The organism is Actinacidiphila yanglinensis, assembly GCF_900107965.1.
Classification (GTDB): domain Bacteria; phylum Actinomycetota; class Actinomycetes; order Streptomycetales; family Streptomycetaceae; genus Actinacidiphila; species Actinacidiphila yanglinensis.
On the sequence record NZ_FNVU01000001.1, the window covers coordinates 440,808 to 454,049 of the forward strand.

The window sequence follows — 13,242 nt, forward strand, 5'->3', positions numbered from 1 at the left end:
CCGGCGGACGTGCCCCGTTCGTACACCTGTCGCACGGAAAGCACCGGCCGGCTCCCCCGGAGAACCCGCGGCGTCCCGGCCGTCACCAGGCGGCACACCGGCATCGGCCCCGGCGGGCGGTCCGCGCACGTCGTGACACCGGCCACGCCGACTCCGTAAGAATGGGGCCGTGCGATACACGATCCTCGGCCCCACCCAGGCCCTGCGGGACGACGGCGGGGCCGTCGCCCTGGCCGGCGGACGCCTGCGCGCGCTGCTGACCTCGCTGGCGCTGCGGCCCGGCCGGGTGGTCGGCACGGACGTCCTCATCGACGAGGTGTGGGACGGCGCACCGCCCGCGGGGGCCGTCGGGGCGCTCCAGGCGCTGGTCGGGCGGCTGCGGCGGGCGCTGGGGCACGACGCGGTCGGCTCCTTCGAGGGCGGCTACCGGCTGGAGGCCGCCCGCGACGACGTGGATCTCTACCGCTTCGAACGGCTGGCCGAGGAGGGTGCCCGGGCGCTGGCCGACGGCGACGCGGTGAAGGCGGTGGGCCTGCTCGGCGACGCGCTCGCGCTGTGGCGCGGCCCCGCCCTGTCCGACCTGCCGGACCGGGGAACCGCCGCGGTACGCAGCGAGGCCCTGCGGCTGGACGCCCGCCGGCAGCGGCTCACCGCGGAACTCGCCCTCGGCCGGGCCGCGCAGGTGCTGCCCGAACTCGCCGAACTGGCCGCCGCCCACCCGCTGGACGAGCCGCTTCGCGCCCTGCACATCCGGGCCCTGCGCGCCGCCGGACGCACCGCCGAGGCACTCACCGCGTACGAAGCGGTCCGCCGCGACCTCGCCGACCGGCTCGGCACCGATCCCGGTGGCGAGCTGCGCCGGCTGCACGCCGAACTGCTCCGCCCGGCGCCACCGGAGCCCGCGCCCCCCGTCTCGAACGGCGGGGACGGCCGCCTCGTGCAGCCGGCCGGCGACGGCGCCCCGGCCGGGTGGAGGTACGACCGCGCGCTGCCCGTTCCGGCGGACGGCCCCGGCCGGACCGGCCGCGAGCCGCCCCGGGCCGCCGCGCCCGCCCGCGGCGCCGGCAACGCCCGGGCCCGGCTGACGAGTTTCGTCGGGCGCGAGAGGGACCTCGCGGCGGTACGGCAGGACCTGGCGCAGGGGCGGCTGGTGACGATCACCGGCCCGGGCGGCACCGGGAAGACCCGGCTCTCCCAGGAGGCCGGGGACCTGGTGGGCGGCCGCTGGGCGGACGGCGTCTGGTATGCCGAGCTGGCCCCGGTGAGCGACCCGCGCACCCTCCCCGAGGCGGTGATCAGCTCGCTCGGGCTGCGCGAGACGCTGCTGCACTCCGGCAGCGCGGCCGAGGCGGCGATCGCGGCGGAGACCGGCCCGCGCGACGCCACGCGGCAGCTCACCGACTACTGCGTCGGCCGCGAACTGCTGCTCGTCCTGGACAACTGCGAGCACGTCATCGACGCCGCGGCGACCCTCGCGGAGTCGCTGCTGGCGAACTGCCCCGGCCTGTCGGTGCTGGCCACCAGCCGCGAACCGCTCGGCGTACCGGGGGAGTTGGTGCGGCCGCTGGACCCGCTGCCGGACCCGACCGCGCTGCGCCTGCTCGCCGACCGGGGCGCCGCGGCCCGCCCCGGCTTCTCCGTGGACGACGACCCGGTGGCGTGCGCCGAGCTGTGCCGGCGGCTGGACGGCCTGCCGCTGGCGATCGAGCTCGCCGCGGCCCGCCTGCGCAGCCTGTCGCCCCGGCAGCTCGCCGACCGCCTCGACGACCGCTTCCGCCTGCTCACCGGGGGCAGCCGCACCCTGCTGCCCCGGCAGCAGACCCTGCGCGCCGTGGTCGACTGGTCCTGGGACCTGCTCGACCCCGCGGAGCGCGTCCTGCTGCGCCGGCTTGCCGTCTTCCGCGGCGGCTGGACCCTCGACGCGGTCGAGGCGGTCTGCGCGGACCCGGAGGAGCCAGGGGACCCGGAGGACACCGAGAATGCGGGGGACGCCGAGGACTCAGCGCCTTCCGCGGACCCCGAGGAGCCCGCGGCCCCCGGCGCCCCGGACGGCGCCCCCTCCGCGGAGCGGATAACGTCACCGGACGCCGCCGCCCTCCTCGCCTCCCTTGTCGACAAGTCGCTCGTCCTGGCCGACCGGGACGAGGACGGCTCCCGCTACCGGATGCTGGAGACCATCTCCGAGTACGCCGCCGAGCGCCTCGACGCGTCCGGCGAGCGCGCCCGGGTCGAGCGCCGCCACGTCGGCTACTTCCGCGAGTACGTCCGCACCGCCGACCCGAAGCTGCGCGGGCGCGGCCAACTGGTGTGGTTCGAGCGGCTGGAGCGCGAGCACGACAACCTGCGGGCGGCGCTGCGAAGGGCGGTGGACGCCGGTGACGAGCAGGAGGGGCTGATGCTCGTGATCGGCTGCGCCTGGTTCTGGGAGGTGCGCGACTACGCCTCGGAGCGCCGCCACTGGCCGGCCGCGGTGGCCGCGCTCGGCCCGGACCCGTTCGAGGCGCCGCCGAGCCTGGAGCCGCTGGAGCGCGGCCCGCTGGACGACCCGCCGCCGCTGACGGGCGAGCGGCTGCTCGAGGCGCGCCGGCACCTCCGGGTGATCGAAATGGCCTCCCACGAAGGCGAGTCCGACTGGTGGAACGACCCCGACGTGGCCCGGATCGGCGCCGCCCTGATCGCGACCTACCCCGGGAACCTGCCGCAGTCCGCCCGGCAGCCGGGCATCTCCCGCCCCTTCGGTGCCTTCTTCTCCGGTGACTTCGAGCGGCTGCCCGTCCTCGTGGACGAGACCATCGAGTGCTGCCGCACCTTCGGCCGTACCTGGGAACTCGCCTACGTCCTGCAACTGCGCGCGAAGATCAACAACGACGTCAGCGAGCGGATCGACCAGTCGATGGCGGACATCGTGGAGAGCCGCCGGCTGTTCGAGCAGCTCGGCGACGAGTGGGGCACCGCCGAGACGATGTCGGCCGAGGCGGAGGCCGCGGGCAACGCGGGCGACTGGGAACGGGCCATCCGCTGCTGCCGGGAGGGCATCGCGCTGGCCCGCAAGATGGGCGCGCACCAGCACGTGCCGGTGCTGACCGTCCGGCTCGGCGAGGCGATGGCCGACACCGGCCGGCTGGAGGAGGGCGAGCAGGTGCTGCGCGAGGGCATCGCGGACGCCGAGCGGTTCGGCTCGTCCGGCGACGGCGCCGCCTTCTATGGCAAGGTGCTGCTCGCGGGGCTGATCAGCCGCCTGGACCGGGTGCCCGAGGCGATCCGGCTGATCGAGGACACCATCGCCGCGAGTTCCGGCGTCCCCGGGTTCGTGGTCGGGATGCTCAACGGGATGCGGGGCTACCTGATCGGCCGCCTGGGAGACCCGGCCGGCGGCCTCGCCCTGCTGGCCGACGGCATGGCCGAGCTGGGCCGCCACCCGCTGGCCAACGTGATCACCCCCCGGATCGCGATCGTGATGGTGCCCGGCGCGGTGGAGCTGCTGGTGATGCTCGCCGAGGCCGAGGCCGAGCCCGGCGCCAAGCCGGAGCGGCTGACCCGCGCCGCGGTACTGCTCTCCGCCCATGACCGGCTCCGCCCGCTGGCGATCGCGCCGCTGGAGGCCCGCGACATCGCGGGCGTCCGCGACCGGCTGCGCGCGCTGCTCGGCGAGGACGGGTACACCGCCGCGTACGCGAAGGGCGACGGCCTCGGGGTGCCCGAGACCGTCGCCCTGATGCGCGACGTGGACTGACGCGGCGGGGAGGGCCGGTCAGGTCCTCTTGCGGAACCGGGCGACCGCCAGCGGCGCCGTGACCACGGTGATGCCGACCGACCAGGCCACCACCATCCACACCGAGTGCGCCACCGCGCCGCCGTTGATCAGCGCCCTGGAGGCGTCGGCGAGGTTGGACAGCGGGTTGAACTTGGTGAAGCTCTCCAGCCAGCCCGGCATCGTGGTCGGCTTGGCGAAGATCGAGCTGCCGAACTGCAGCGGCATGAGCACGAGCATGGCCACCCCCTGGACCGCCTGGGCCGTCTTCATCGTCAGGCCCAACAGAATGAAGATCCACATCAGTGAGGCACCGAAGAACAGCGACAGCACGATCGCCATCAGCAGGTGCGGTACGTCCGTGCCGATGTTCATGCCGAGCGCGAAGCCCATGCCGAGCAGGATCCCGATGGCGATCACCATCCGGCCGACCTCGACCAGGATCTTCGCGATCAGCACCGAGGACCGGGCGATCGGCATCGTCCGGAACCGGTCCATGACCCCCTTCTGGAAGTCGTCGTTGATCCCGGTGCCGACCGCCATGGAGATGTTCATGCCCATCATCGCCATCAGCCCGGGCACCACGTAGTCCACGTAATCGTGCTGGTGCCCCTTGCCGGAGACCGCGCCGCCGAAGACGTAGACGAACAGCAGGGTGAAGATCACCGGCATCAGCAGGACGTCGAACATCGACTCCGGGTCCTGCTTGATCTGCAGCATGTTGCGGCGCGCCAGTGCGCCGATGTGCCGCATGTTGGCCCGCAGGCCGATCCTGCCCTCGCTCCCGGCGGCCTTCGCCGGCGCGCCGGTCAGTGTGGCCGTAGCCGCGCTCATACCGAGACCTCCACCTTCTGGTCGGTGCCCGCCGCGCCGTCCGCCGCGTGGCCGCTGCTGCCGGGGTCCTGCGCGTCCTGCGCGTCCTGGGGTGCCGACGCCTTCTCGCCGGTCACGGCCAGGAACACCTCGTCCAGGCTGGGCAGGTGCGTTTCGATGTGGGCGATGCCGAAGCCCCGCCCGCCGAGCATGCCGACCACGGCGGTGAGCTGGTCGTCGCTGAGGATCGGCACGCTGACCAGGCCGCTGTCGTCGGCACGCGCGCCGGCGACCCCGTCGAGACCGGCCTCGGCGATCGCCGCGACCATCGCCGGGGCGGCCGAGGACCGGCTCGGCCGGATCAGCAGGGTCCGCCCGCCGACCTTCGCCTTGAGCTCGGCGACCTTGCCACCGGCGATGATCCGGCCGCGGTCGATGATCGTCAGCTCGTGGGCGAGCTGCTCGGCCTCCTCCATGTACTGGGTGGTGAGCAGCACGGTCGCGCCGTCGGCGACCATCCGCTGCACCTCCTCCCACACCTCGTTGCGGGTGCGCGGGTCGAGGCCGGTGGTCGGCTCGTCGAGGTAGAGCACCGCGGGGTGGCCGATCATGCTGGCCGCCAGGTCGAGGCGGCGGCGCATCCCGCCGGAGTACTGCATCGCGGGCCGCTTGGCCGCCTCGGTGAGCGAGAACCGCTCCAGCAGCTCGTCGGCGCGCGCCCTGGCCGCCTTGGCCGGGAGGTCGAGCAGCCGCCCGATCATGTAGAGGTTCTCCCGGCCGGACAGCTTCTCGTCGACCGAGGCGTACTGCCCGGTCAGGCCGATCACCCGGCGCAGCTGCCGGGGCTGCTTGAGTACGTCGAACCCCGCCACGCGGGCGGTGCCGGCGTCCGGCTGCACCAGCGTGGACAGCACCCGCACCAGCGTGGTCTTGCCGGCCCCGTTCGGGCCGAGCACACCGAGAACCGTGCCCCGGCGCACGTCCAGATCCACCCCGTCGAGCGCTTTGGTCGGGCCGTAGTGCTTGACCAGACCGCGCACCTCGACGGCGGTGGTCCCACCGTCTTCTGTCAGTCGCGTCGTCATGTCCACCACACTGCACGACCTCACCGACACGCCACCGATATCCCACCGACAGCGAGGTGTCGGCGGCGTATCGGCGGTCCGCGCCGCAGGTCAGGACCGTGCCGCGGGTCGTTTGCGCGCCGCGCCGCAGGGTCGGTCCGGCACCGCGGGCCCGGTGCCGCCGCGCGTCGGGTGGTGGCGCGGGTCAGCTGGTGGCGCCGCGCGGCCGGTCGGTGGGCTGGGTGCCCGACTGCGGGACGCTCACCAGCAGCGCGCCGTCGTCGGTGCGCACCTCGAAGCGGCTGATCGAGTTCTTCGGCATGCTGGTCGCGCCGTGCACGGTGAGCGGCTTCGGCTGCTCGCCGGTGCCGTACCCGGCCGCCGGCACCGACCAGTTGGCGACGGTCTCCCGGGTGCTGCCGGGGCCGACGGCGTCCAGGTGGCAGTGCAGCGGGCCGCGCACCCCGCTGAGCCGCAGGTCGACGGCGGTGCCCCAGGTCCTGTCGGTGACCCCGACGACCGCGGACACTCCCGTCGCCGGGTTGCTCGCCGAGTGCCGCTCGGACGGGAAGGCGCTCGCCGACGTGGACGAGCCGCCGCCGTCCTGGGTGGCGATCACCGCGATGGTGGGCCCGCCGACGACCAGCACGGCGGCCGCGGCCACCGCCAGCAGCCGGCGCCGGCGGCGGGTCCGGCGCTCGGCCGCGACCTGCCGCAGCAGCCGGTCCAGCAGGGCGTCCCCGGGCGGTTCGGGGATGCCGATCCCGTCCTCGCGCAGCTCCGCGAGGACCGGCACCACGCCGCTCAGCTCGTCCAGCTCCTGCCCGCAGGCCTCGCACTCGGCCAGGTGGGCCTCGAACGCGGTCATCTCCGCGTCGTCCAGGGCCCCGAGCAGGTAGGCGCCCACGTCGACATGAGGTGTCATCGGTGTCATGACGTGGTCACCCCTCTCTCCTCCAGCGCGTTCCGTGCGGCGCGCAGGGCGTAGAACACCCGCGACCGCACCGTCCCGGGCGGCAGTCCCAGCTCCTCGGCCGCCTCGTTGACGGTGCGGCCCTTGAAATACGTCTCGACGAGTGCCTCGCGGTGCGCGGCCGACAGGTCCTGCAGCGCGTCGGAGATCGTCATCAGGCGCAGCGTACGGTCCAGCTCGTCGCGCGCGGGCAGCAGGTCGAGCGCGGCGGGCGAGGTCTCGGGCGGCCGGGCCTGCCGGCTGCGGTGGCCGTCGATCACGATCCGCCGGGCGACGGTGACCAGCCACGGCCGCAGCGACCTGGCCGCCGGGTCGAGCTGGGACGCGCTCTTCCAGGCCCGCAGCAGCGTCTCCTGGACCACGTCCTCGGCGAGGTAGCGGTCGCCCGCCACGAGCTTGAGCACGTAGGCGAACAGCGCGCCGGCGTGCTCCTGGTACAGCGCCCGCATGAGGTCTTCCTCGGGGGCGGCGGCCTCGGTCCGGTCCGCGCGCGCAGGGCCGCCGGGCCCGGCGTGCCGCGGCGCGCCGGACTGGTCCGGGGTTTCCGGAGAGGGACCGTCCACGCGCGCATCTTGCCGCACCCGCGGCTCCCGGTCGAGTTCGCGTATCGCCGATCGGGACATCAGTAGCCGTACGACCCGCCGGACGACGTCCCTGTCGTGGCCGGTGCGGAGGTGGTGGCGGCGCCCGATCCGCCGCCCGCCTTGGCCTTCGCGCCGGTCGGGGTCACCGCCCACCAGGTGCCGAGGACGCCCTGGCCGGTGGTGTCGCCGGCCTTGCTGTCCTGGGCGTAGGTGTACAGCGGCCAGCCGTCGAGGGTGAGTTGCTTCACACCGCCGGAACCGGCCACGCTGCCGAGCAGCTTCGGGTCGATGCCGGTGACGTGCGTGGCGTCGGTGGCGGGCACGGCGGGCCACAGCGCGGCGCACTGGCCGGTGCAGTTCGACTTCGACGGCTTGCTGGTGTCCATGTCGAAGCGGTAGAGCGTGAAGCCCTTGCCGTCGACGACGATCGTGCCGAGCGAGGCGTCCCGCACGGTGTGCGTCCCGGCGGCGGAGGCGCCCGCGGCGGCCCCCGCGGAGGAGCCCGCCGAAGGGGACGAGGCCGAGGAGCCGGACGCGCCGGACGAACCGGAGGAGGACGAGCCGCACGCGGCGAGGGTGAGTGCCAGCGCCGCCACGAGGGCGCCGCCTGCCGCGTGACGACCGCGCGGGGAAACGGTCATGATGACATCCCGAAGGGTGGAAGTTCGCCGCTCAGCGGCGCTCATCCCCACGTACGCAGCCGCGGCCGGAATGTCTCAAAGTGCGCGCCACATTCTGCGCAGGGCGGCGGGAACCCGGCGAACCGGGCCCCGCCGCCCCGTGTCCCCGCGGGGGTCCCAGAGGCTGATCAGGGCCGGACCGGACCCGGCAGACCGGGCCGGACCGTCCCGTGGACCGGACCTCAGTGGAAGGTGTGCTCCTCGGCAGGGAACGCCCCGCCCACCACGTCCGACGCGTACGCCTTCGCCGCGTCGCCGAGGGTGCGGCGCAGGTCGGCGTACTGCTTGGTGAAGCGCGGCACCTTCCCGCCGGTCATCCCGGCCATGTCGGTCCACACCAGCACCTGCGCGTCGGTGTCCGGGCCGGCCCCGATGCCGATCACGGGGATGTCCAGCGAGCGGGTGATCTCGGCGGCCACCTCGGCCGGCACCAGCTCCAGCACCAGCGCGAAGGCGCCCGCGTCCTGGGCCGCCTTGGCGTCCTGGACCAGCCGGTGGGCCGCCTCGTCGCCGCGGCCCTGCACGCGGTAGCCCAGGGTGTGCACGGACTGCGGGGTCAGGCCCATGTGGGCCATGACCGGGATGCCGGCCTCGACCAGCGTCTCGGTCTGCGCCAGCGAGCGCCTGCCGCCCTCCAGCTTCACCGCGCCGACCCCGGCCTCCTTCACCAGCCGGGTCGCGCTGCGCAGCGCCTGCACCGGACCCTCCTGGTAGGAGCCGAAGGTCAGGTCGGCGACGATCAGCGCCCGCCGGGTGCCGCGCACCACGGCGGCGGACAGCATCGTCATGTGGTCGAGGGTGACCGGCACCGTGGAGTCGTAGCCCAGGTGGCAGTTGCCCATCGAGTCGCCGACGAGCAGCACCGGGATGCCGGCCTCGTCGAACACGGACGCGGTCATCGCGTCGTACGCGGTGAGCATCGGCCACTTCTCGCCGCGCTCCTTGGCCGCGCCCAGGTCGCGCACGGTGATCCGGCGGGTGCCGCTGCCGCCGTAGAGGGCCTTGGGGTTGTCGGCCGACGTCTGGGCAGCCGGAAGTTGCGTCATGGTGACGGCTCCTTCATGTCATCTCGAGGCGCCCCGACGGCGTCCCCGGACCACTTCCATGCTGACACGCGGGGCGCCGACCCGAAACCCCTGGGCGGCGCTGCCCCGCCCCGCGCCCGGGCGCCCGCCGGCCCGATCTCCCTTGACGTGCGGCCTTTGCCGGGGCTTTACGATACGAGACGGGGCCGTATCGTAAAGCGTGTACGCTCATCCGTATGGCCGCTGATGCGATAGTCGCGAAAGTGCCCGAGGCGGTCCACCGCCGCCGCTGGGCGATCCTCACCGTGCTGCTGTTCAGCCTGCTCGTCGTCGTGCTGGACAACTCGATCCTCAACGTGGCGATGAAGACCATCGCCCAGCCTGCCCCGACCGGACTCGGCGCCAGCCAGAGCGAGCTGGAATGGGCGATCAACTCCTACACCCTGGTCTTCGCCGGACTGCTGTTCACCGCGGGCCTGCTCGGTGACCGGCTCGGCCGCAAGAAGGTGCTGCTCCTCGGCATGTTCGTGTTCGGCGGCGGCTCCGCGCTGTCGGCCTTCGCCGGATCCGCGGGCGAACTCATCGCCTGGCGCGGGGTGATGGGCCTGGGCGGCGCGCTCATCATGCCCGCCACGCTCGCCATCATCATGAACGTCTTCGAGCGCGAGGAGCAGCCGCGGGCGATCGGCATCTGGGCCGGTGTGGTCGGCCTGGCCATCGCGGTCGGCCCGATCACCGGCGGCCTGCTGCTCCAGCACTTCTGGTGGGGCTCGGTCTTCCTGGTCAACGTGCCGATCGTGATCGCCGGCCTGATCGCGATGTTCCTGATCGTGCCCGACTCCAAGGACCCGCGGCCCGGCCGGCTCGACCCGATCGGCGTGCTGCTGTCCATCGCCGGCCTGGTGCTGCTGATCTACGGCATCATCAAGGGCGGCCAGTACGGCGACTTCACCCGCACCGGGGTGTGGGCCACCGCGGTCGGCGGCCTGGTCATCCTGATCGCCTTCGTGCTGTACGAGCGGCGCAGCGACCATCCGGCCCTGGACATCAGCTACTTCAAGAAGCGGGAGTTCTCCGCCTCGGTCGCCGCGATCGGCCTGGTCTTCTTCGCGCTGCTGGGCGTGACCTTCTTCATCATCTTCTACACCCAGTCCGTCCGCGGCTACAGCCCGCTCCAGTCCGGCCTGCTGCTGCTCCCGCTGGCCGCCGCGCAGATGGTGTTCGCGCCGCGCGCCCGGCTGCTGGTCGACCGGTTCGGCGCCCGGCTGGTGTGCGCCGGCGGCATGATGCTCACCGGGGTGTCCTTCCTCGGCTTCCTGCTGCTCGGCGAGAGCACCCCGATCTGGGTGCTGGAAGTGCTGTTCTTCCTGATGGGCACGGCGATGGCACACGTCATGCCGCCCGCCACGGTGATGATCATGTCGTCGCTGCCGCGGGAGAAGGCCGGCTCCGGGTCGGCGGTCAACAACATCTTCCGGCAGGTCGGCGGCGCCCTCGGGGTGGCCGTGCTCGGCTCGGTGATGTCGACGGTCTACCGCAACGGCATCAACGGCCACCTCGGCAGCCTGCCCGCCGCGCAGCGCGGCTCGGCGGCCGAGTCGATCGAGGCCACCCTCGGCTTCGCCCAGAAGCTCGGCCCGCGCGGCCGGGTGCTGGTGCAGCCCGCCGACCACGCCTTCATCCACGCCATGCACATCACGGCCGCCTCCTCCGCCGGGGTGGCGATCCTCGGTGGCATCATCGCCCTGGTCTTCCTGCCGGCGCAGGCCGGTCCGGCGCCCGCCGCCGGCGGCTCCGAGGAACGGGAAATGGTGGGTGCGGAGAAGTGACGACCAACGGTCCGGCGACAGCGGCCCCGCGCGGACGCCCGCGCAACGCGGCCGTCGACCGTACGGTCATCGACACCGTGCTGCGGCTGATCGCGGACGGTGCCTCCATCGGTGACCTCACCATGGAGGGCATCGCCCGCGAGGCCGGCGTCGGGAAGGCCACGGTCTACCGCCGCTGGCCCGGCAAGGACGCGCTGCTGCTCGACGTGCTCACCGCCGTCGACTCGCCGCCGCCGCTGGGCTGCCGCAGCGGCGACCTGCGGCACGACCTGATCCTGGCGATCGACTACATCCGCCGGCGCAGCCTCGCCAAGCGCGAGTCCGCGCTCATGCGGAGCATGGTCACCCAGATGGAGAGCAGCCCCGAGCTGTGGAAGCGCTACCACGACACCGTCGTGGCCGCTCGCCGCCGGATGCTCACCTCGCTGCTGGAGGACGCGGTCACCAGCGGCCAGATCCGGCCCGAGCTCGGCGCCGACCTCGACCTCCTCACGGACATGGTGGTCGGCCCGGTGCTGGCCCGCGCCACCCTCCGCCCCGACGCCCCGCTCCCGGACGACCTCGCCGAACGCGTGGTGGACACCCTCCTGGAGGGCATGCGCCCGCGCGACTGACCGGCGGCCCGGCGCGGTGTGGGGAGGACGACAGCGACATCGCGTCGGGTTGACGATTACACTGGTGACGTGCCTCAACTACGCCTCGCACTGAACCAGGTCGACTCCCGCGTCGGCGACATCGCCGGGAACAGCGCGGAGGTGCTGCGCCGCACCCGGTACGCGGCCGAGCACGGCGCGCACCTGGTCGCCTTCCCCGAGATGATGCTGACCGGCTACCCGGTGGAGGACCTGGCCCTGCGCTCGTCCTTCCTCCAGGCGAGCCGGACGGCCCTGGTGGACCTCGCGCGCGACCTGGCCGCGGCGGGGCTCGGCGGCCTGCCGGTCGTGGTCGGCTACCTGGGCCGCAGCGCCGACGCCCAGCCGAAGTACGGCCAGCCCGCCGGTGCCCCGCAGAACTGCGCCGCGGTGCTGCACGACGGCAAGGTCGCGCTGCGCTTCGCCAAGCACCACCTGCCGAACTACGGGGTCTTCGACGAGTTCCGCTACTTCGTGCCGGGCGACACCATGCCGGTGATCCGGGTCGGCGGCGTCGACGTGGCGCTGGCGATCTGCGAGGACCTGTGGCAGGACGGCGGCCGCGTGCCCGGCGCCCGGGAGGCCGGCGCGGGCCTGCTGCTGTCGATCAACGCCTCGCCGTACGAACGGGACAAGGACGACACCCGGCTGGAGCTGGTCCGCAAGCGCGCCCGGGAGGCCGGCTGCACGCTGGCCTACCTGGCGATGGTCGGCGGGCAGGACGAGCTGGTCTTCGACGGCGACACCATCGTGGTCGGGCCGGAGGGCGACGTGATCGCCCGGGCGCCGCAGTTCGCCGAGGAATGCGTGCTGCTCGACCTGGACCTGCCCGCGGCCGCCGCCGAGGTGCCCGCCGGGCGGGTCGCCGACGGCCTGGAGCTGCGGCACGTCACGCTGTCCGCCGAGCCGGTCGCCCCTTACCGGCCGGAGTACCCCGGCAGCGAGGCGGCGCCACTGAGCGACGAGGCGGAGATCTACGGCGCCCTGGTCACCGGCCTGCGCGCGTACGCCGCCAAGAACGGCCTCGGCTCCGCGCTGATCGGCCTGTCCGGCGGCATCGACTCCGCGCTCGTGGCGGCCGTGGCCTGCGACGCGCTCGGCGCGGAGCACGTGTACGGAGTTTCGATGCCCTCGGGCTACTCCTCGGAGCACTCCAAGGACGACGCGGCCGAGCTGGCCCGCCGCACCGGGCTCAACTTCCGTACGGTGCCGATCGCCCCGATGTTCGACGCGTACATGGAGTCCCTGAAGCTCACCGGGCTCGCCGAGGAGAACCTCCAGTCGCGGCTGCGCGGCGTGACGCTGATGGGCATCTCCAACCAGGAGGGCCAGATCGTGCTCGCCCCGGGCAACAAGAGCGAGCTGGCGGTGGGTTACTCGACGCTGTACGGCGACTCGGTCGGGGCGTACGGCCCGATCAAGGACGTCTACAAGACCACCGTCTTCCGGCTGGCCCGCTGGCGCAACGCCGATGCCACCGCGCGCGGCGAGGTCCCGCCGATCCCGGAGAACTCGATCTCCAAGCCGCCCAGCGCCGAACTGCGGCCCGGCCAGGTCGACACGGACTCCCTGCCGGACTACGACGTCCTCGACCGCGTGCTGGAGCTCTACGTGGACCGGGACCAGGGCCGCGAGGAGATCGTCGCCGCCGGGTTCGACGCGGAGCTGGTCACCCGCGTGCTGAAGTTGACTGACGCGGCGGAGTACAAGCGGCGGCAGTACCCGCCGGGGACCAAGATCTCGGCGAAGGGGTTCGGCAAGGATCGGCGGCTGCCCATCACCAACCGGTGGCGCGAAGGGGGATGACCCTGCCCCTCCCGGGTGCCCCTGACCCCCCGGGGTGGCCCGTTCTGCCGGTTGAGGGACCACCTGTCGGTGGCCTGCTGAGCGC

10 protein-coding genes are annotated in these 13,242 nt (G+C 73.6%); 4 read left to right on the forward strand and 6 right to left on the reverse strand.

Features of this window, described 5'->3' with window-relative positions; all coding sequences use genetic code 11:
• Positions 1-169 precede the first annotated feature (169 nt).
• Entirely contained in the window at positions 170-3,733 is a 3,564-nt protein-coding gene (locus C4U44_RS01795; protein ID WP_103883761.1) for an AfsR/SARP family transcriptional regulator, read from the forward strand.
• 18 nt (positions 3,734-3,751) lie between these two features.
• Here C4U44_RS01795 and C4U44_RS01800 read toward each other — a convergent pair whose 3' ends face one another.
• From C4U44_RS01800 to panB, 6 genes are all read right to left on the reverse strand, one after another.
• Positions 3,752-4,585, reverse strand: coding sequence for an ABC transporter permease (locus C4U44_RS01800; RefSeq protein ID WP_103883762.1), 834 nt, complete (start codon positions 4,583-4,585; stop codon positions 3,752-3,754).
• Positions 4,582-5,649 carry an ATP-binding cassette domain-containing protein gene (locus C4U44_RS01805; RefSeq protein WP_103884153.1) on the reverse strand — a complete coding sequence of 356 codons (1,068 nt, stop codon included), beginning with the start codon at positions 5,647-5,649 and terminating at the stop codon, positions 4,582-4,584. The genes C4U44_RS01800 and C4U44_RS01805 overlap by 4 nt, the downstream gene beginning before the upstream one ends.
• Before the next feature lie 184 nt (positions 5,650-5,833).
• Complete coding sequence (locus tag C4U44_RS01810; RefSeq protein WP_103883763.1) at positions 5,834-6,562, reverse strand: anti-sigma factor family protein; 729 nt, start codon at positions 6,560-6,562, stop codon at positions 5,834-5,836.
• Positions 6,559-7,050 carry a sigma-70 family RNA polymerase sigma factor gene (locus C4U44_RS01815; RefSeq protein WP_235031781.1) on the reverse strand — a complete coding sequence of 164 codons (492 nt, stop codon included), beginning with the start codon at positions 7,048-7,050 and terminating at the stop codon, positions 6,559-6,561. The genes C4U44_RS01810 and C4U44_RS01815 overlap by 4 nt, the downstream gene beginning before the upstream one ends.
• A gap of 173 nt (positions 7,051-7,223) precedes the next feature.
• The gene (locus tag C4U44_RS01820; RefSeq protein WP_160144966.1) at positions 7,224-7,826 is read right to left on the reverse strand and encodes a hypothetical protein; all 603 of its coding nucleotides are present in this window, start codon (positions 7,824-7,826) and stop codon (positions 7,224-7,226) included.
• Between the two features lie 221 nt (positions 7,827-8,047).
• Positions 8,048-8,911: a 3-methyl-2-oxobutanoate hydroxymethyltransferase gene (gene panB / locus C4U44_RS01825; RefSeq protein ID WP_103883766.1), complete on the reverse strand. Its 864-nt coding sequence runs from the start codon at positions 8,909-8,911 to the stop codon at positions 8,048-8,050.
• Between the two features lie 215 nt (positions 8,912-9,126).
• On the opposite strand from panB, the gene C4U44_RS01830 reads away from it, so the two are divergent.
• From C4U44_RS01830 to C4U44_RS01840, 3 genes are all read left to right on the forward strand, one after another.
• On the forward strand, positions 9,127-10,719 hold the full coding sequence (locus C4U44_RS01830) for a DHA2 family efflux MFS transporter permease subunit (protein ID WP_103883767.1): 1,593 nt from the start codon (positions 9,127-9,129) through the stop codon (positions 10,717-10,719).
• A complete protein-coding gene (locus C4U44_RS01835; protein WP_103883768.1) occupies positions 10,716-11,333 on the forward strand; it encodes a TetR/AcrR family transcriptional regulator in 618 nt (205 codons plus the stop codon). Before C4U44_RS01830 ends, C4U44_RS01835 begins: the two co-directional genes overlap by 4 nt.
• A 69-nt stretch (positions 11,334-11,402) precedes the next feature.
• Complete coding sequence (locus C4U44_RS01840; protein WP_103883769.1) at positions 11,403-13,157, forward strand: NAD+ synthase; 1,755 nt, start codon at positions 11,403-11,405, stop codon at positions 13,155-13,157.
• Positions 13,158-13,242 lie beyond the last annotated feature (85 nt).

What these genes read in the sequence shown, in the direction of transcription:
- C4U44_RS01800 (WP_103883762.1), bottom strand. Translation starts at nt 4,585, where the DNA reads ATGAGCGCGGCTACGGCCACACTGACCGGCGCGCCGGCGAAGGCCGCC.
- C4U44_RS01805 (WP_103884153.1), bottom strand. Translation starts at nt 5,649, where the DNA reads ATGACGACGCGACTGACAGAAGACGGTGGGACCACCGCCGTCGAGGTG.
- C4U44_RS01810 (WP_103883763.1), bottom strand. Translation starts at nt 6,562, where the DNA reads ATGACACCGATGACACCTCATGTCGACGTGGGCGCCTACCTGCTCGGG.
- C4U44_RS01815 (WP_235031781.1), bottom strand. Translation starts at nt 7,050, where the DNA reads ATGCGGGCGCTGTACCAGGAGCACGCCGGCGCGCTGTTCGCCTACGTG.
- C4U44_RS01820 (WP_160144966.1), bottom strand. Translation starts at nt 7,826, where the DNA reads ATGACCGTTTCCCCGCGCGGTCGTCACGCGGCAGGCGGCGCCCTCGTG.
- panB (WP_103883766.1), bottom strand. Translation starts at nt 8,911, where the DNA reads ATGACGCAACTTCCGGCTGCCCAGACGTCGGCCGACAACCCCAAGGCC.
- C4U44_RS01830 (WP_103883767.1), top strand. Translation starts at nt 9,127, where the DNA reads ATGGCCGCTGATGCGATAGTCGCGAAAGTGCCCGAGGCGGTCCACCGC.